This is a genomic window from Streptomyces sp. NPDC053427 (assembly GCF_044544985.1).
Lineage (GTDB): Bacteria > Actinomycetota > Actinomycetes > Streptomycetales > Streptomycetaceae > Streptomyces.
On record NZ_JBITYA010000003.1, the window covers coordinates 270,816 to 289,176 of the forward strand.

Sequence of the window (18,361 nt, forward strand, 5' to 3'; positions counted from 1 at the left end):
GTTCAGTCCCCCAGATTGAGAGTGAGTTTGGTGACGGCGAACGCCTCGGCGTAGCGCGCGTGGCATTCGATGCCGCGGATCCGGGCAAGCCCGAGGAAGGCCTCCCGGTCGTACCAGGGCCGGTGCCGCTGCGAGGGGTAGTGCTCCTGCAGCAGCCGCACCTTCTGTTCGGCGATCTCCGGCGACAGCGGCTGGTACGCCGACGGACGGCCGAGATCGCCGTCCCACTTGACGATCTCGTAGCCGAGCACGAGGTGGTCGCGGAATGCGGTGGTCATCAGCTTCGCCAGGCCGCGGTGGTCCTGGTGCGCGTCGTCGGTACGCGGCGCAAGGACCAGGTCCGGCTCGGTCCCCGCGCGCAGCTCCTCGACCGCGGCCTTGGCCTCCTCCCAGTGCGCGGGCATCCGGCCGTCCGGCAACTTGAGTACGGTCAGCCGCAGTTCGGCACCCGGGCAGAAGGCGGCGAGCGCGGCCCGCTCCTCGTCCTCCCGCTCGCCGCCACCGCCGGAGAGCACCAGCGCATCGATACGGATACCGGGCTGCGCGCGGCACATCGCCAGCAGTGTGCCGCCGGCGCCGATGGCGATGTCGTCGCAGTGCGCCCCTACCGCGACGATCCGGTCCAGGCGGCGACCGGCCCCGAGCCGGATCACGCCCCCGCTCCGACGCTCGCGCCTTCGCGCTCCCACACGGCCCACGGGCGGTCGCCCCGGGCGTACGCGTCGTCGAGCGCGGCCCGTTCCTTCACCGTGTCGGTCGGCTTCCAGAAGCCGCGGTGCTGATGCGCCACCAGCCGTCCCTGCTTGGCCAGTTGGGCACATCCGTCGGCGACCAGATCCCCGTTCTCCGGGATGTGGTCGAAGACCTCCTGGCGGAGCACGAAGTAGCCGCCGTTCTCCCACAGCGGCATATCGCTCACCGCGGTGATGCCCCCCACCAGACCGTCCTCGCCCAGGTCCACGCAGTGGAACGAGGACTGCGGCGGCACCACCATCATCGACGCACCGGCGTCGCGCCGGGCGAACCGGTCGATCATCTCCGGCAGCGGGGCGTCGGTGAGCACATCGGCGTAGTTGGCGAGGAACATCTCGTCGCCGTCCAGGTGGTGCCGCACCCGGCGCAGTCGCTCTCCGATCGGCGACTCGATGCCGGTCTGCGCGAACGTGATCGTCCAGTCGGCTATGTCGGTGGACAGCAGCTCGGTCCGACCGCCCCGCAGCACGAAGTCGTTGGACGTCGTCTCCTCGTAGTGGAGGAAGAAGTTCTTGATGTGGTGCGCCCCGTACCCGAGGCACAGGATGAACTCCGTGTGCCCGAAGTGCGCGTAGTAGCGCATGACGTGCCAGATCAGCGGTCGCGGGCCGACCATCGCCATCGGCTTGGGCACGTCGTCGGCGGCGCCGCTGCGCATCCGCATGCCGTAACCGCCGCAGAACAGAACGACCTTCATGCCTTGACCTCGACAATGCTCAGTTCCGGGATGGGGAAGACCAGTCGGCCGCCCCACTCGTGCACGTAGGAGAGTTGCTCGACCAGCTCGTCCCGCAGATTCCACGGGAGGACGAGGACGTAGTCCGGCTTGTCGGCGGCTATCTGCTCGGGCGGCAGGATCGGGACGCGGGTGCCCGGGGTGAACCTGCCGTGCTTGTAGGGGTTGCGGTCGACCGTGTACGCGAGCAGGTCGGGCCGGATGCCGCAGTGGTTGAGCAGGGTGTTGCCCTTGCCGGGGGCGCCGTAGCCGACGACCGTCTCGCCGCGCTCGGCCGCCTCGATGAGGAACTTGAGGAGGTCCCGGCGCACCTTGGCCACCCGGGCGGAGAACTCGGTGTATCCGGAGAGCTCCTGCAGACCGGCGGCCTTCTCCCGGGCCAGCACGTCGGCCACGCGCTGCGACGGCTCACCGGCCACCTCGGCCGGCCGGGCCCACAGCCGGATGGAGCCGCCGTGCGTGGGCAGCAACTCGACGTCCACGAGCGTGAGTCCGCCGCTCGCGAGGGCCCGGATCGCGGACGCGACCGTGTAGTACTGGAAGTGCTCGTGGTAGATCGTGTCGTACTGGTTCTCCTCGATCAGCGTCAGCAGGTGCTGCACCTCGATGGAGACCCAGCCGTCGTCGGCGACCAGGGCGCGCAGCCCCTGGGTGAACCCGACCACATCGGGGATGTGCGCGTACACGTTGTTGGCCGCGACCAGGTTTGCGGGGCCGTGCTCGGCGCGGACGGCCGCGCCGGTGTCCGGGTCGAGGAACGCGGTGAGCGTGGGCACGCCGGCCTCGCGCGCGGCGGCGCCGACGTTCACCGACGGCTCGATGCCCAGGCAGCGGATCCCCCGGTCCACCAGGTGCTTGAGCAGGTATCCGTCGTTGCTGGCGACCTCGACGACGAAGGCGTCCTCGGCGAGGTCCAGTCGCTGTACGGCGTCGGCGACGAACGTGCGCGCGTGCTCCACCCACGAGGTCGAGTACGACGAGAAGTACGCGTACTCCTTGAACGTCTCCTCCGGCGTGATCAGCGGAGGGATCTGTGCGAGCCAGCAGTCGGTGCACACCCGCAGGTGCAGCGGGTACGCCGGTTCGGGATGGTCCAGTTGGTCCGCGGCGAGAAAGCTCTCACAGGGTGGCGTCGCCCCCAGGTCGACGACGCTCGCCAGCGTCGCCGAGCCGCACAGTCGGCATCGAGTCATCTACTTCCCCCCAGTTGTTCCGTCCGCCCCGCGATCGCGGTGCGGTACTCCTCCACCAGGCGCTCCAGGCCGACGGCCGGGCTGAACCCCTGCTCGTATCGGCGCCGGGCCGCCCGGCCCATCTCCTGGTTGCGGGCGCGCTCCGCCGTGATCCGGCGCAGGCGGTCCGCGAGCGAGGCGGGATCGCCCGGCCGGTGCAGCAGCCCGGTCACCCCGTCCTCGACGAGTTCGACGAAGGCGCCGTGCCCGGCGGCGACGGCCGGGACCCCGGCCGCCATCGCTTCCACGACGACCAGGCCGAACGCCTCCAGCCACGTTGAGGGGGCCACCACGGCGACCGACCGCGCGAGTGCCTTGCGGCACTCCGCCGTGTCGTACAGGCCGACGTACCGCACGTCGTCCCGGCCCGCCGCCCAGGCGGTCACCTCCGGCTCCAGTGGCCCCGAGCCGGCGATCACGAGCGGGACGCCCACTCCGCCGCCCGACGCGATCTCGTCCCATGCGGCCATGAGCAGCCGCACCCCCTTGGCCTCGGCGAGCCGGCCGAGATAGAGCACGTGCTCGCCGTCGCCGTCCCGGCACGTGCCCGGCTCCGGCACGAAGTTGTGCTTCACCGCCAGCCGCTCGGCCGGCATGCCGGCCCCCACCAGGACGTCGCGCTGCGCCGCGGAGATGCAGAAGAACCGCTCCACGCCGGACCACCACCGCCGCCGGTTGACCGACAGGCTGACCGCGAGCGGCACCGTCGCCAGTCGGGAGCTCCGGTAGCAGCCGTGCCGGACGGCGGGCAGTGGCGCCGCGGAACCGACGCACTCGGTGCACGGTCGGCCGTCCCGTTGCAGCGTGCCGGGCGGGCAGACCTGGGTGTAGTTGTGCAGTGTGGCGACGGCGGGAACGCCGGCGTCGGCGCAGGCGGCAAGGACCGCGGGCGACAGCAGCGGGAAGACGTTGTGGACGTGGACCACGTCAGGGCGTGAGGTGCGCAACCGGGCGGCGAGTTCCTTGCGGACCGCCGGGTTCCACGGCACGAGGAGCGGCACCGCGACCTTGCCGGGCAGGGACCGGGCGGCGATGGTGTCGCTGCGCCGCTCGAACACCTCGACCCGGTGGCCGGCCGCGCGCAGCAGCTCCACCTCCTGGTCGACGACCTTGTTCTCCCCGCTCGGCTGCGCCGAGGCGTAGCGGTTGTGCACTACGAGGACATGCATGCTCAGATCGCCTCCGATCTACTGGCCCATCGCGGGATGCGCCGTCGAGGAACTTCGGGCGGCGGGAGGGCAGTGGCCGCGGCAGGTGCCGCCAGCAGTGAGGCGGCCACGGCCAGATGCAGCAGATACGGCGAGGCGTCGCCGAGCCCGGCCTCGGTGTACGACGCGATCGCGCAGTAGCTGATCAGGAAGATCGCGCAGGCCCGCTGAAGCGACGGCGGCCGCAGCAAGGCGACGCCGCCGAGGACGATGATGATCGCCGCCACGATGGCGGCGCCGGTCAGACCCTGCTCCTGGTAGACGGCCAGCCAGCTGTTGTCGATCGGCAGCCCGCCGAACGACTTGTCGCCCAGGCCCATGCCGAACAGCTGCTCCGTGGTCGTCCGGGGCGCTCCCAGCAGGGCATCCCACACCTTGGCCCGGCCGGTGAGGTTGGAGAAGTTCTCCTGGCTCTGCCCGCGCAGGAACCACGATTCCAGCGCGGAGCTGAACCCCACCGCGGCCACCGTGGCGCACAGCACCGTCCAGGTGAAGAACCGGCGGGCGGCGGCGCTGGTCAGGAGGAGTGAGCCGATCGCCAACGCCAGCCCGATGAACAGGCCGAGCGTGGCCGTCCGGGTATGGGTCAGCGCGAGCAGGACGAGTGACGGCACGACGATGACCGCCGCGCCGGCCCGGTCGGTCCGGCGGCCCAGGACGAGCAGCACGGTGAGCCCGATGATCACCGCGGCGTACTGCCCGATCTGCGGCGGGGTGAGCGGCCACAACGCGCCGACAAGGCGTCCGCCGTAGAGATCGGGCAGGGCCGCACCCGGTGAGACGACCAGGCCGGCGGCCACCGACCCGAGCACCGCGAAGTACATCCGGATGTGGTGCCGGACGACCGTCGTGCCGCCGTCCCACCAGCGGCTGAGCAGCCACAGCGTGCCGACGAAGAGAGCCAGCCGGGTGCAGCGGAACAGCGCGCCGAACCCGGACTCCAGGTCCACGCTGGAGATCAGACTCGGCACCAGGAGCAGGGTGAGCAGGGACAGGAAGGCGCTGGCGCGGATGCGCAGCCGGAGATTGACCGCGAGCGCCAGCGCGAACGCGGCGGCCAGCGCACCCATGGTGACCATCTGGATGAGGGAGCGGGGCAGCGGGACGATGGTCTTCGCCCCGGCGGAGCCGAGCGTGTTGAGGATCAGCAGCCCCCAGGCGATCCCGACGATCTTCGGTGCGCCGGCCGGGCGCGGTTCGGCCCCGGGCAGCGTGCCCGCCGTGTCCGGTCCGCCCGGCAGCCCACCGCGCGTCAGGTCCCCGCCCATCTCAACCACCGACCCGAGGGTCGAGGGTGCTGCCCGCGTCCTGTCGGAAAGGCGTGCCCTGCCATTGCCCGAAGTCGAGCACCTGGCTCTGGTCCTGGGCGACGAATTTCCATGGTCCGAGGTAGACGTTGTCGTGCCAGCGGTTGTGCTGCTTGAGGGGGATCGCCCGGGCCACCCGCTCGCCCTGGTACGGCGACCAGTCCGGATAGGTGCCGTAGTTGGCAAGCACCGCCATGCGGTCGCACTTCACCGTGCACTGGACGACGGCCTTGTCCAGCACGAAGCGGTTGTCGTGGATGTCCACCCGCTGGGTCTTCCACCGGCAGTCGGCGTAGAGCGGTGCGGTGGCGATCGCCGGCTTCTTGCAGCGGTTGGTGTCCTTCACCAGCAAGGTGCAGTCACCGGACGAGGTATTGGCCGGGCTGTTGCAGAACCGGTCGGCGTTCTCCCACAGGGTGATCCCGGACCAGTTGTTCTCCAGCGCGTTCCGGTAGATCTCGATCTTGTCGGTGCGGGCCCGGATCCGTGGTTCGCCACCGGACTCGGACAGGTAGACGGTCGCGTACGGGAAGTTGTCGCCGCGGTCGGCTGCCCTGCGGCCCTCGACCCAGTTGTTCCGCCTTATCGTGTTGTTCCGGATGACCGCGTTGTAGCTGGTCTCGTAGATGAGCGCGGCACCGTCGTTGGCCTCGAGCACGTTGTTCTCGATGCGGAAGTCGTTGTTGTTGGTGTCCGCCCACAACCCGGTTCCGCGGTTGCCGTGCACCCAGTTGCCGCGTACGTCGGCGCCGTTGACGGCCCAGAACTTGATGCCTCCGGTGCAGCCGCAGCCCTTCCGCCGCCGCTCCCAGTCGCCGGTGTTGTTGCCCGTGATCTCGTTGCCCTCGACCACCAGGCCGCTGATACGGCCGGTGGCCTTGTATGCGTTCATTCCGTACTGACCGTTCTTGCGCAGGCAGTTGGCGCGGACCCGCTGGCGGGCACCGGCCATCAGCCCGGCGCCGGAGTTGCGCTGGATCGTCGCGTGCTCGATCACCCACCCGTCGGCCGAGTCGTGGTTGACCACGCCCTCGTTCTGCGGCGCCACGAAGCGCTGCACGGTCAGGTAGCGGAGGGTGACGTTGCGGGCACTGCCGCCGAACGCGTACTGGTTCTTCTTCCCGCCGTCGAGCACCGCGCCCGGCGCACCGAAGTAGCGGTCCCCCTCCTTGGGGATGACCTGGGCGTAGCGGTCCGGGTCGAGCCTGTGCGTGCCCGGTCGAAGCCAGAACGTGGTGTTCGGAGGGCTGCTCTTGGTCTTCGCCGCCAGGTCACCGACGACCGCGGGGTCGACCGTCACCGCGCCCGCCGGCGCCTTCGCCGGACCGGCCGCGGGCCTGGCGCACACCCGCGCCACGGACCGGGCCGCGGACGTGGAGGGCGCAGCGGTCGGCTCCGCCGCCGGGGCACCCGGCGTGCTCTCACAGCCGGTCGTCGCCAACAGGGCCAGCACCAGCGGTGCCGCCGCCCACGCCCAGTGCCGCCTCTTGATCCCCACGCGCCCCCCTAGCCGCGGAACCTGAGCACGGTGGTGAACCCCTCCGTGCCGTCGGCGAAGCCGGTGCCGACCAGCGTGGTGGTGGGTTCCTTGCGCCCGAAGCCGGCGGAGTACCAGCCCAGCGGCGGGTCACTCGCGCCGCGATGCGCCCGCCAGCTCAGCCGCCCGGGCAGGTCGAGCACCGCGGAGCGGTCCTCGCCGTCCCGGGTCCAGGTGAGCAGTGCCCGGTTGCCCGCCAGGTCCGCGGCGATCGCCGGGCCGAGGTGGAACGCCAGGCGCACGGCCCGGCGCGGGCCGCGCACCTCGTCGATCACCTTCAACTCCTGGCTGGCGGAAGTCAGTTCCACCCGGCGGCGGTGCACGGAGCCCTGGTAGCCGTCGTGCTCGGCACACCAGCGGGCCACCCCCTCGTCGGAGGTCTCCGTGGCCAGGACGCGGCTGTGGGCGTGCCGGGTCCACAGGAACGGGCCGCCGGAGACGGACTGGTCGGTGTCATCCAGTTGCAGGGTGTTGTGGCCGAGGGTCGACCGGAAGTACTGCCGCCACGCGGGTTGCCCGTGGTAGCAGTACGTTCCCGGGTCGGCGAGCACGTCGACCCCGTCGTGCCGGACCTCCACGGACAGCGCGTCCGCGTGGGCATGCGCGGCGATGGACAGGAACCCGTGCGGGCCGCCGTCGCAGCGGCACCAGATCTCCTCCGGACCGCGCAGGATGGTCATGCCCGCGTCGGCGAAGTGGGCCGGTCGACTTGCCGGGCGGATCACGGCCGGTGCGGTTCCGCTTTTCGAGTACGGCCGGATCAGCGCGGCAAGGAGCGGGGTGCGCACATCGGTGCCGGTCACCGCCGGCCACCAGTCGAGCCGGCCGAACACGACGTCCCCGGTGGCCAGCAGCGAGGCCCAGCGGTCGGTGCCCGCCCCGTCCACGACCAGACCGTGCCCGTCGTCCGCGTCCCCCTGGCGCGGCGGCCGTAATCGGTTGTCCACGATGGCCGCGAGCGCGTCGGTCATCCGCAGCAGCACCAGCCGGAGCGACGCGGGGACGGGCACGCCCGCGGCATCCGCCTCGGCCACCGCGGCCAGGCCGAGCTCGAGCACCAGTCCGTGGTATTCGGTGGCCAGCTCGCGGTTGAGGCCGGAGTGGAAGGTGTTGGCGCGCAGCTGCCGCTCGAGGGACCGCAGCGCGCCGGCTCGCCAGCGCGCCGAGGAGGGGAACCACCCGAACGCGCAGGCCCCGGCCAACTGCCCGGCGGCCTCGGCGATCACGTGGTTGTTCGCCGAAGACCCTCGGCTGGGGAAGGCGGCCAACCAGCGCTGGTGGTGCCAGATCTGATTCACCGCCACCGGGTTGTTCTCGAACAGCTCGGCCGCGCCCGGCCAGCCGTCGAGCAGCCGGCGGATCCACACCCAGGACAGCAGCCGGATGCCCAGCTCGATGCCGCTGATCCAATGCACCCCCCGCAGCGGCGAGTTGGCCTTCCACCACGACCGCAGATGCTCGGCCACGCGCTCGGCGTACCGCTCGTTCCCGGTGATCGCGTAGGCGGCGGCGAGCACGGTGAGGTACTGATGCCGGGACAGCTCCCAGATCTGCTTGATGTCCCCGACCGCGTCCTCGTTGCGGTACGGCACGTCGAAGGCGTAGCCCCAAGGAGCCCGGCGCCCGGTCTTCGGGTCGCACCACCAGTCAGGGTCGACCAGGTCGTCGCGGACCACCCCGAAGAACTCGACGTGCCCGTACATCAGCCGGTCCGCCTCGGCGACGAGGCGTTTCGCCGCGTCCGGAGGTATGGCGGCGATCGTCCCGGCGGGCAGCACCGCGGTGAACCGGGCGCCGGTCACCCTCGGGCAGCCCGGCCGCGCCGACCGCCACCGCCGCCTGCGCACCGCGTCGCCCACCCGGCCGCCGACCTCCCGCGGTCCCATCCGGGACAGCCGCCGCAGGTACCAGCCCGCGCTCATGGTCATCGCGCCCTCGCCAACGTCACCGGCGCGCCGCCGACCAGGCCGGCCTGCACGGCGAGGGTGGCCGCCGTGGTGGCGACCAGCGACTCCAGCGGCACCGGCATCGGCCCGCCGGTCCGCACGGCCTTGATGAACGCGGCCAGCTCGGCGTTCTGGCCCTTGTCCCGGGCCTTGGGCAGCCGCGAACTGACCCACTTCTTGGGGCCGTACACCGAAGCACGGACGAAGTCGTCGAGCCGCAGCACCTTGCCGTCCGCGACGAGGTCCAGCGTCTCCTTGGGGAAGCCGGCCGCGCCGGTGGTGACGTAGCTGATGGTGGCGGTGGACCCATCCGGGTAGCGCAACACGGCCTGCAGGTCCTCGTTGCCGGACGTGCCGACCGCGTACACCGAGACCGGGTCGGCCTCCAGCAGCCAGCTCGCCGTGTCGATGAAGTGTCCGCCCTCGCCGGCGAACCGCGAGCCCTCGGTGCCTTGTTGGAGGTACCAGCTGCCGTGCTGCAGCCGCCCCGCGTTGACCAGGTAGCGGAGGCTCGCCGGACCGGTCCGGGCGCCGAACCGCTGCTTGGCCTCCCGCAGCAGCGGCGCGAACCGGCGGTTGAAGCCCACCTGGAGGCGGTCGTTGCCGGACTCCTCCACCGCCGCGAGCACACCGGCCAGCTCGTCCTCGGTGAGGGCCAAGGGCTTCTCCACGAACACCGTCTTGCCCGCGAGCAGCGCCCTGCGGGTGAGTTCGGCGTGCGAGCTGTGCCGGGTGACCACGAACACCGCGTCGATGGACTTGTCGCCGAGCACGGCATCCAGGTCGGTGGTCGCCTCGGCAAAGCCGAACTTCCGCTGCGCGTTGGCCGCGGACAGCGCCGTCGTGGTGACGACGGTCGACAACTGGACGCCGTCGCGCTGTGCCAGGTGCGGCAGCAGCATCGACGTCGCGTAGTTTCCCGCCCCGACGAACGCGAGGCGCACCGGCGACGTGGCGGCCCGGGCCGGACCCCGCTTCACGTTCACCGCGGGGACGGCCACCGCCGGGGCCTCCGCCTCCTCCTTCTGTTCGGGATACCGGAACAGCACGGCCACGGCCTTCAGCTCGCCGTCCTTCAGGCGCTGGTAGGTCTCGACGGCGTCGTCGAAGTCGGCGATGTGGGAGACCAAGGGCTCCACGTCGACGCTGCCGCGGGCGAGGAGATCGAGGAAGCACGCCAGGTTGCGACGCTCGGTCCAGCGGACGTAGCCGATCGGGTAGTCCCGCCCCTCGAGCTCGTACTCCGGGTCGTAGCGCCCGGGGCCGTAACTGCGCGAGAACCGGACGTCGAGCTCCTTCTCGTAGTACGCGTTCCACGGCAGGTCCAGGCGGCACTTGCCGATGTCGACGACCCGGCCGCGGTCCCGGCACAGCCGGGCGGCCAGCTCGACGGGCTGGTTGCTGCCGCCGCCGGCCGCCAGATACACCTGGTCCACGCCGTGCCCGTCGGTGAGTTCGGCGACGGCGGCCTCCACGGCCGTGGACTCGGGATCGCCACAGGCCGCGGCGCCCAGACGCTCGGCGAGCTCGCAGCGCACCGGGTCGGGATCGACCCCGACGACGCGGACCCCCGAGGCGGTGAGGAGCTGCACCACCAGCTGCCCGATCAGGCCGAGGCCGATGACCAGCGCCACCTCGCCGAGTTGCGGCTCGCCTTGGCGCACGCCCTGCATCGCGATCGACCCGACGGTGCCGAAGGCCGCGTGCCGCGGCGCGAGGCCGTCCGGCACCGGGGTGTAGAGGTTCTTCGGCACCCAGTTCAGCTCGGCGTGCAGCGCGTGCTCGTTGCCGGCGCAGGCCACGAGGTCGCCGACCTTCACCTCGTCGATCCCGGGGCCGACCTGCTCGACCACCCCGCACAGCGAGTAGCCCAGCGGCGTGTAGGAGTCCAGCTTGCCCATCACCTTGCGATACGTGGCGGGCACCCCGTTGGTGGCCACGCTCTGCATAACCTTGGCCACCTGGTCCGGACGCGAACGGGCCTTGCCCAGCATCGACATGCCGGCCTCGGACACCTTCATGAGCTCGGTCCCGGTGGATATCAGCGAGTAGGCGGTGCGGACCAGCACACCGCCCGGCTTGCATCCCGGCACCGGCACGTCGAGCACCGCCAGCTCGCCGCTCTTGTAGTTCTGCACAACCTGTTTCACCCGAGCTCCTCTTTCTTCCACGCTGTCAGGCCGCTTGGCTCTGGCCGGGGCCAGAGGTCGCGCCGCGATACCAGTACTCGAGGGTCAGCACATGCCACAGATGCTTGGAGAAGTCCCGTTGCCCGGCGGCGTCCTCGGCGACCATGCGCGCCAGCGCGTCGCGGCGCAGGAGCCCGGAGTTGACGAGCACGCCGTCGTTCACCACCTCGCGCACCAGCGGTGCCAGATCCCGGCTCATCCAGGCCCGCAGCGGGGCGCTGAACAGGCCCTTGGGCCGGTACACGATCTCCCGGGGCAGGATCGAGGTGGCCGCCTCCTTGAGGACGGCCTTGCCCTGTCGTCCGACGATCTTGCGATCGCCGGGCACGGCGAACGCCGCCTTGACCACCTCGACGTCCACGTACGGCACCCGCACCTCGGTCGAGGCGGCCATGCTCGACCGGTCCGTATAAGCGAGGTTGAGGCCCGGCAGGAACATCCGGGAGTCGCCCAGGCACATGCGGTTCACGAAGTCGTCGAGGTCGTTGTCCTGGTAGATGTCCGCATGCTCGGTCAGCACGTCCTCGACCGTCCCGGCCAGGTCCGGATCCACCAGGGCGAGCAGTTCGTCCTGGTCGTACATGGTGTAGCTGCGCCGGAACGCGGTCTCCTCCGGCAGGTCGGCGAAGGAGAGGAACCGCTTCGCGAAGCGCACCGACCGGTATCCCCGGCGGGCCGTGGCGACCGGCAGCCGGTTCACGGCCGTGGACACCCCGCGCCGCAGGGGCCGCGGGATGCGCTGGTAGCGCAGCGCGAGCAGGTTGGCCAGGTGCTTGCGGTACCCGGCGAACAGTTCGTCGGCGCCCATCCCCGAGAGCATCACCTTGACCCCGGCCTCCCGCGCGGCCGAGCAGATCAGGAACGTGTTGATCGCGGCGGGGTCCCCGATCGGCTCGTCCAGGTGGTACGTCATCTGCGGCAGCAGATCGAGCACGTTCGGGGCGATCTCGATCTCGTGCAGGTCGACGCCGAACCGCTCGGCCACCCGCCGGGCATAGCGCAGGTCGTCCGGCATCGCCTCGAACTTGGCGTCCTCGGCGCGGAACCCGATCGTGTAGGCGGAGATGCCGGGCCGGTGACGGGCCGCCAGCGCGGTCAGGTAGCTGGAGTCGAGACCGCCGGAGAGGAAGGTCGCCACGGGTACGTCGGAGAGCAGGTGCTGCCGGGTCGACTCCTCGACGATGGCGGCCAGGTCCGGCTGCTCGCCGCTGCGGGCCCGCTCCCGGCCCTCGGCGGCGACGTCCTTCAGGCTCCAGTACCGGCCGCGCTCCACGCGGCCGTCGGGCCGGCACCTGAGCCAGCTCCCCGGTGGCAGCTTCTCCGCTTCGCGGAACGCGCACCGCGAGTCCGGCACCCAGTAGTAGAGCAGCGAGGCCACCAGCGCGGCATGGTCCACCTCCAGCGATCCGCCGGTCACCGCGGCGAGCGCCTTGAGCTCGGAGGCGAACACCAGGCCCTCGCCGCGCCGGAGCAGGAACAGCGGCTTGATGCCCAACTGGTCGCGGGCGACCACCAGTTCACCGGTGCGTTCGTCGAAGATCCCGAACGCGAACATGCCGCGCAGCCGGGGCAGGCAGTCGGTGCCCCAGCGCCGCCAGGCCTCCAACACCACCTCGGTGTCGGAGGTACCGCGGAAGCGCACCCCGGCGGCGGCCAGTTCGGCGCGCAGCTCGGGCGCGTTGTACAGCTCGCCGTTGTACGTCAGGACGAGGCCGTCCGAGAGCATCGGCTGGGCGCCGGTCTCGGACAGGTCGATGATGCTCAGCCGGCGGTGCCCGAGGTGCACTTCGCCGTCACCGGCGGGGTGGCTGTAGCGGCCCGCCCCGTCCGGACCGCGGTGGGCGAGGGTTTCGGTGAGCCGGTCGGTCACGACCTTCCCGTCCGGCCATCGGTACGTGCCTGCGATGCCACACATGTGCTACCGCGCCTCCTGGTCGCTGTCCGGGACTCGTACGGCCCATGACGGCCGCTCCGTCCGCAGCCGGTCCGTCACGTTCTCCCGGGCCAGCCGCTCGTTGTGGCCGCGCAGCGCGGTGTCGAGGCCGTCCCACAGGGTGCCGTCGGTCCGGTCCCGCGGATCGGGGTCGATCAGCACCACACCGATCACCGGAATGAGCAGGTCCGCGAGCTGCCGCGCCACGGTGTGCAGCCATGCGGCGCTGCCCTGCCCGGCACGCACGACGAGCACGGTGCGGGTACCGAGGTCCGGGAGGCCGGTCCACGCCGTGCCGGGCGCGACCGATCCGACGCCGACCCGGCGCACCTCATGCGGCACGGCCGCGGCACGCTCGACGCCGACCACGTCCGGGCCTCCGGGCTTCTGGCCGCGGTGGGCGCGCTCCAGGCCCGGCAGACCATCGATGACGACCACCGGCCCGTCCGCCGCCAGCGCCCTGGCGAGGTCCAGGGCGATCACGCTCGTGCTGCGCCCACAGCCCAGTTCCAGCAGCGACAGCGGTTCCGCGGAGCCACGCACCGTGCGGGCCAGGGTCGCGGTGAGCCGTTCGCGTGCCGCCCGGGTCCGTCGGCGCCGCCACAGCCTGGCCCGCCGCGCGCGGGGCAGCTCCGCGATGACCGAGGCGCCCAGGTTCGCCGCGATCTCCCGGCGCAGCACGGGGCGGTCCGCCACCACCGAGCCGACCGCGGCCACCGCGAGCCCGAGGACGAGCCCGAGGACGAGCCCGATCGCGGCGTTGGTGGCAGCAGCCTTGGGCAGGGATTGGCGGACCGCGCGCGGGGCGTCCACGATCTGAGTGCCCGCGACGATCTGGGGCGTGCCCATGCGCGCCTCCTCGGCGCGCTGGTCGAAATCGGCGATCCGCGAGTTGAGCTCGGCCCGGCGGGCGAAGAGCGACTCGATGCTCGCCGACTCCTTCGGGTCGCTCCCCGGCGATCGGTTTCCGATCGCCTTGTTGACCCCGGCGAGGTCGTTGCGTAGGCGATCGCGCTGGTCGAGCAGGGCCTTGGCCTCGGCTTTCGCGGCTTCCCGCATCCGCTGCACATGGTCCGCGACGAACGCTTGGGCCAGCGCCTCGGCTCGGGCCACCGCTTCCGCGTCGCTGTCACCCGTCATATCGATCTGCAGCACGTTGTTGGTCAGGCCGGTACCCCGGTAGTCCCGCATGAAGTCTTCCGGGTTTTCGGGGGAGTTGAGGGACCGCAGGGCCTTGCCGGCGATGCGCGTGGTCCCCAGCAGCTCGACGTCGGTGCGGATCAGCGTTCCGGTGTCGTTCGGCTGGTCCTCCCGATGCGCGACCAGCACCTTGGTCACCGCGGTCGGCGGCGGCGGAAGCAGGACCGCCACCGCCGCGCCGATCAGCAGCCCCAGCAGCGCCATGGAGCACCAGAGGCGGCGGCGCCTGCGCACTGCCACCACCAGCGCCTGCAGGTCCAGCAGCGGAGCGGCGGCCGACGGCTCCGACGTCTTGCTCGTCGTCACGCTGAACCTCCCCTCGCGCCGTCGCCCACCGCGATCGCCGGCGTGGCGTGCTGCGGAGGATGGTCGGGAGTCCGCGTCGGACGGGCCCGGACCGTGTCGGCGACGACGACGCCGACGACCTCGTGCCTGCCGTCCGCACACGCCGCGGCGATGCCGGCGAGCTCCCCGGCGGTCCGGCTGCCCGCGCTGAGCACGACCAGGGCACCGGACTCGGTGTCGCGGTCCGGCACCAGTGGCCGGGACACCGAAACTTCCACCACCCGCAGCAGGGGGTACCCCCTGCTCGAAGAGCTCGGGGAAGGATCGCTCTCGGCCTCGGCGACGAGCCGCCCGGCGGCCCGGCGGCCGATCTCGTCGCCCTCCGGTACGACAACCAGCAGCCGCCGGGGGGCCGGCAGCTGCTCCCGGAGGCGAGCGCACACCCGCCGGTAGCGGATCCGCATGCCGGCCTCGTCTCCGGACATCCGCGGGGTCGGTATGTCCCATTGGGTGTCGACGCCGAGGAGCCGGCGGAACCAGGCCCTCGAGCCACCGCCTTCTGGTCGGTGCGCGGGCCGTTCTCCAGGCACATCGACGGTACCCAGCAGCGCCGAGCCCAGCTCCGCGGCGATCTCCGGTTCGGTGCGCAGTCGGCGGTTCACCCGTGCGGCGGCGAGATGGCCGATGACCGCGAGCAGGAAGGACAGCAGCGCCCCGGCAACGATGAGGTGCATCCTCGTCGGCGGCGCCTCGCCGGTCGGCAGGGCCGCCGGCCCCATGACGACCATGTTGGCTTTGTCGGTCGCCGGGTCGGCCTCGTCCAGCTTCTTCATGGCCTCCTGCAGCGCGGTGCGCAGCTTCTCGAGCTCGGTGCGGGTCTGCACGCTCTCCACGGTCCGCCCCGGATCGGCCGCATTGGCCAGGTCGGTGATGCGGCGGTTGGCCTGCACCACCTTCTGCCGCAGCGCCTCGGGCCCCGCCGCCGCGTCGGGGTCGGTGTTGTCGCCCGCGATCCGTGTGGTGAAGGTGACGAATTGCTGGGCCACCTGGTCGGAGAGCCGCTGCGCGCGCTCCGGGGTGTCGGCCGTACCCGAGATCTTGATGATGTTCCCGTCGGCGGCCGTGGCGCTCACTCGATCCCGCAGCTCGCTGCCGGTGACGCCGGTCCAGCCGAGCGTGGCAGCCGTGCGGTCGACCACCGCCGAACTGGCCGCGATCTCCGCCTGAGTCAGTAGCTCGCGCTCCTCCCACGCCCCCGCCAGCAGTACCGATGTCGACGTCGTGTAACTCGGCGGGAACAGCAGGGAGGCGCCGTAGCCGACGAGCGCGCCCACCACGGCGACGCCGGCGAGAAGCCGCCGGCGCCGACGGAAGATCCGCCCGATCGTGACCAGGCGTATCGTGTCCTCGCTCAACGACGCGGCCTCTTCCCTGTCCGGACCGGGGCGCCCGCCGACACCGGAGTGTGCTCACGGCAGGCAGCCGCGTAGGCGGCGAGCAGCGACGCTTGCGAGTTCTTCCAAGAAAGCTGCCCGCTGATCCGCTCCTGGCCGATCTTGCCCATCCGGGTCCGTTGCTCAGGATCGTCCAGTAGCAGCGCGATGAGCTTGGCGAACTCGGCCTCGTCGTTGGCGGGCGCGTAGACCGCGGCATCACCGGCGGAGACTCTCGCCTCCCGGAGGTCGAACGAGACGATCGGCCGGCCCATCACCATGTACTCCAGGACCTTGTTCATGGTCGACACGTCGTTGAGCGGATTGCGCGGGTCGGGGGAGAGGCACACGTCCGCGGTGGACAGGTAGCGCACCAGGTCGGCGTCCGGAATGCGCCCGGTGAACTGCACCTGCTCCGAGAGCCCGAGCCGCCGGGACAGCTCCACCATCGCGTCGAAGGCGTCGCCGGCGCCGACGAACACCGCATGCCAGTCGGTCCGCCCATATGCGTCGCGCAGCTTCGCGAGGGCACGCAAGGCGTAGTCCACGCCGTCCTGCGGGCCCATGACGCCGAGGTAGCACAGCAGATGGGGCTTGCCGCGCTTCAACTCCGGCTCGGGCGGCACCGGATGGAACCGGTCGATGTCGGGCGCACTGCGCACCACGAAAACGTCCGCCGGCCGCCGACCGCCTCGGCGCACCGCGACGTCCCGGTAGCTCTCGTTCGTGGCGAGCACGATGTCCGCGGCCCGGTAGGTCCGCCGCTCCAACGCGCACACGGCGCGGTAGAGCACGTCCTTGCCGCGGTCGAAGCGGGACAGGTACAGCTCCGGAACCAGGTCGTGCTGGTCGAAGACGAACCGCGCGCCGCGCCGCTTCAGCCACAGGGCCGGCAGGAACAGCAGGTCGGGCGGGTTGCAGGCATGAACCACGTCGACCGGGCCGACCTTCCGGGCCAGCCGGACCGTATGCCACAGCGCCGATCCGTACTCCCGCAGATAGCCGGCCGGACCTCCGGTGGCCGCGCGCAACGGGTAGCGGTGGATCCGCACCCCGTCGATCACGGCCTCCGGCTCCGTGTCCCGCTTCTCCCCGCGGGGACAGATGACGTGCACCGTCCAGCCCGCGTCGCGCAGCGTCGTGCACTCCTGCCACACCCGCCGGTCGAACGGCACCGACAGGTTCTCCACCAGGATCAGCGCGCGCCGGTCCGGCCGGTCGCCGCTGGCTGTGTCATCGAACGATGTGTCACCAAGCAAGGCCCACGTACCCCGGTTCGGCCCGACGCGCCTCGGCGTCGGGAAGGCGGATGAGGTCGATCAGCACCGGTCCTTCACCATGCGGCAGCGCCGACAGCACGGCCGGATCCCTGGTCCCGACCAGGCACACCTCGGCGTGGTCGAGCACCTCGCCGACGGAGTCCGCGAGCAGCTGCGCGAGGTGCGGCAGCCGGGTCTCGATGTACTCGCGGTTCGCGCCGATCAGCCGGGAGAGGCTCACGTTGGCGTCGTGGATCCGCAGGTCGTACCCCTTGCCGTGGAGCCGCTCCGCCAGCTCGACCAGCGGGCTCTCGCGGAGGTCGTCGGTGCCGGGTTTGAAGGAGAGACCGAACAGGCCCACCCGGCGCTTGCCGGTGCGCTCGACCAGGTCCACCGCGCGCTGCAGATGGTCGGAGTTGGAGGGCAGCACGTGGGCGAGGATGGGCACCGAGACGTCGGCCCGCTGCGCCGCGTGGACCAGGCTGCGCAGGTCCTTGGGCAGGCAGGAGCCGCCGAAGGCGAAGCCGGGCCGCAGGTAGGCGGGGCTGATGTTCAGCTTGCGGTCGGCCAGGAACACGTCCATCACCTGGTGCGAGTCCACCCCGAGCGCCTGGCACACCGCGCCCAGCTCGTTCGCGAAGCCGATCTTGAGGCCGTGGAACGCGTTGTCCGCGTACTTGATCGCCTCGGCCGCCGGGATCGGCACCCGGAACACCTCGCCGGGCAGGCCGTCGTACAGCGCCGCCACCACGTCGCCGCTTGCCGGGTCGAGCTCGCCGATGACGGTCTTGGGCGGGTCGAAGAAGTCCCGCACGCTCGTGCCCTCGCGCAGGAACTCCGGGTTGACCGCGACCCCGAAGTCCACCCCGGCCGTCCCGCCGACGTACTTCTCCAGGATCGGTACCAGCAGGTTCAGGCAGGTGCCCGGGAGCATGGTGCTGCGGAACACGACGGTCTGCCGCCCGCCCCGCTCGGCCACCGCGGCACCGATCTCCTCGGTGACCCGCTCCAAGTACGTGGTGCACAGGCTGCCGTTGGGCTCCGACGGCGTCCCCACGCAGATCAGCGACACCTCGCTGCCCATGATCGCCTCGCGGACGTCGGTGGTGGCGCGCAACGCCCCCGTCCGCACGACCTCGGCCGTGAGCTCGCCGATCCGCTCCTCGACCACCGGCGCCTTGCCGTCGTTGACCATGTCGACCTTCACCTGGTTCACGTCCACGCCGATGACCTCGTGACCCAGGCTGGCCAGGCACGCGGCCGACACGCAGCCCACGTAGCCGAGCCCTAAAACGCTGATTCTCATCACCCGTTCCTCCCCCCAGGCCCTTGCGGCCTGCTTC

Annotated in this window: 13 protein-coding genes; all 13 read right to left on the reverse strand. The window is 71.5% G+C overall.

Annotated elements, in window-relative coordinates; translation table 11 throughout:
• Positions 1 to 2: 2 nt before the first annotated feature.
• Genes ACIGWZ_RS09230 through ACIGWZ_RS09290 form a run of 13 tightly spaced genes read right to left on the reverse strand, consistent with a single transcriptional unit; the run spans position 3 to position 18,324 of the window.
• On the reverse strand, positions 3 to 653 hold the full coding sequence (locus ACIGWZ_RS09230; protein ID WP_400062446.1) for a PIG-L deacetylase family protein: 651 nt from the start codon (positions 651 to 653) through the stop codon (positions 3 to 5).
• Complete coding sequence (locus ACIGWZ_RS09235) at positions 650 to 1,450, reverse strand: glucose-1-phosphate cytidylyltransferase (protein WP_400062448.1); 801 nt, start codon at positions 1,448 to 1,450, stop codon at positions 650 to 652. The genes ACIGWZ_RS09230 and ACIGWZ_RS09235 overlap by 4 nt, the downstream gene beginning before the upstream one ends.
• Positions 1,447 to 2,682, reverse strand: coding sequence for a class I SAM-dependent methyltransferase (locus ACIGWZ_RS09240; protein WP_400062450.1), 1,236 nt, complete (start codon positions 2,680 to 2,682; stop codon positions 1,447 to 1,449). Before ACIGWZ_RS09240 ends, ACIGWZ_RS09235 begins: the two co-directional genes overlap by 4 nt.
• A complete protein-coding gene (locus tag ACIGWZ_RS09245; RefSeq protein ID WP_400062452.1) occupies positions 2,679 to 3,890 on the reverse strand; it encodes a glycosyltransferase in 1,212 nt (403 codons plus the stop codon). The genes ACIGWZ_RS09240 and ACIGWZ_RS09245 overlap by 4 nt, the downstream gene beginning before the upstream one ends.
• Before the next feature lie 2 nt (positions 3,891 to 3,892).
• Positions 3,893 to 5,197 carry an O-antigen ligase domain-containing protein gene (locus tag ACIGWZ_RS09250; protein ID WP_400063242.1) on the reverse strand — a complete coding sequence of 435 codons (1,305 nt, stop codon included), beginning with the start codon at positions 5,195 to 5,197 and terminating at the stop codon, positions 3,893 to 3,895.
• 1 nt (position 5,198) lies between these two features.
• The gene (locus ACIGWZ_RS09255) at positions 5,199 to 6,734 is read right to left on the reverse strand and encodes a right-handed parallel beta-helix repeat-containing protein (protein WP_400062454.1); all 1,536 of its coding nucleotides are present in this window, start codon (positions 6,732 to 6,734) and stop codon (positions 5,199 to 5,201) included.
• An 8-nt stretch (positions 6,735 to 6,742) separates the two neighbouring features.
• On the reverse strand, positions 6,743 to 8,701 hold the full coding sequence (locus ACIGWZ_RS09260) for an alginate lyase family protein (protein WP_400062456.1): 1,959 nt from the start codon (positions 8,699 to 8,701) through the stop codon (positions 6,743 to 6,745).
• Positions 8,698 to 10,869, reverse strand: a complete 2,172-nt coding sequence (locus tag ACIGWZ_RS09265) for a bi-domain-containing oxidoreductase (RefSeq protein ID WP_400062458.1) — start codon at positions 10,867 to 10,869, stop codon at positions 8,698 to 8,700. The genes ACIGWZ_RS09260 and ACIGWZ_RS09265 overlap by 4 nt, the downstream gene beginning before the upstream one ends.
• Positions 10,870 to 10,894: 25 nt before the next feature.
• Positions 10,895 to 12,823, reverse strand: a complete 1,929-nt coding sequence (asnB, locus tag ACIGWZ_RS09270) for an asparagine synthase (glutamine-hydrolyzing) (protein ID WP_400062460.1) — start codon at positions 12,821 to 12,823, stop codon at positions 10,895 to 10,897.
• A 3-nt stretch (positions 12,824 to 12,826) separates the two neighbouring features.
• Positions 12,827 to 14,347 (reverse strand): Wzz/FepE/Etk N-terminal domain-containing protein, encoded by a 1,521-nt coding sequence (locus tag ACIGWZ_RS09275; RefSeq protein ID WP_400062462.1) that lies wholly within the window; start codon positions 14,345 to 14,347, stop codon positions 12,827 to 12,829.
• Entirely contained in the window at positions 14,344 to 15,741 is a 1,398-nt protein-coding gene (locus ACIGWZ_RS09280) for a polysaccharide biosynthesis protein (protein WP_400062464.1), read from the reverse strand. The genes ACIGWZ_RS09275 and ACIGWZ_RS09280 overlap by 4 nt, the downstream gene beginning before the upstream one ends.
• Positions 15,738 to 17,018 carry a glycosyltransferase family 4 protein gene (locus ACIGWZ_RS09285; protein ID WP_400062466.1) on the reverse strand — a complete coding sequence of 427 codons (1,281 nt, stop codon included), beginning with the start codon at positions 17,016 to 17,018 and terminating at the stop codon, positions 15,738 to 15,740. The genes ACIGWZ_RS09280 and ACIGWZ_RS09285 overlap by 4 nt, the downstream gene beginning before the upstream one ends.
• Positions 17,008 to 18,324, reverse strand: a complete 1,317-nt coding sequence (locus ACIGWZ_RS09290; RefSeq protein ID WP_400062468.1) for a nucleotide sugar dehydrogenase — start codon at positions 18,322 to 18,324, stop codon at positions 17,008 to 17,010. The genes ACIGWZ_RS09285 and ACIGWZ_RS09290 overlap by 11 nt, the downstream gene beginning before the upstream one ends.
• Positions 18,325 to 18,361 lie beyond the last annotated feature (37 nt).

Excerpts from the sequence above, each read along its gene's own strand:
- ACIGWZ_RS09260 (WP_400062456.1), bottom strand. The coding sequence starts at position 8,701 with ATGACCATGAGCGCGGGCTGGTACCTGCGGCGGCTGTCCCGGATGGGA.
- ACIGWZ_RS09290 (WP_400062468.1), bottom strand. The coding sequence starts at position 18,324 with ATGAGAATCAGCGTTTTAGGGCTCGGCTACGTGGGCTGCGTGTCGGCC.
- ACIGWZ_RS09245 (WP_400062452.1), bottom strand. The coding sequence starts at position 3,890 with ATGCATGTCCTCGTAGTGCACAACCGCTACGCCTCGGCGCAGCCGAGC.
- ACIGWZ_RS09235 (WP_400062448.1), bottom strand. The coding sequence starts at position 1,450 with ATGAAGGTCGTTCTGTTCTGCGGCGGTTACGGCATGCGGATGCGCAGC.
- ACIGWZ_RS09240 (WP_400062450.1), bottom strand. The coding sequence starts at position 2,682 with ATGACTCGATGCCGACTGTGCGGCTCGGCGACGCTGGCGAGCGTCGTC.
- asnB (WP_400062460.1), bottom strand. The coding sequence starts at position 12,823 with ATGTGTGGCATCGCAGGCACGTACCGATGGCCGGACGGGAAGGTCGTG.
- ACIGWZ_RS09250 (WP_400063242.1), bottom strand. The coding sequence starts at position 5,197 with ATGGGCGGGGACCTGACGCGCGGTGGGCTGCCGGGCGGACCGGACACG.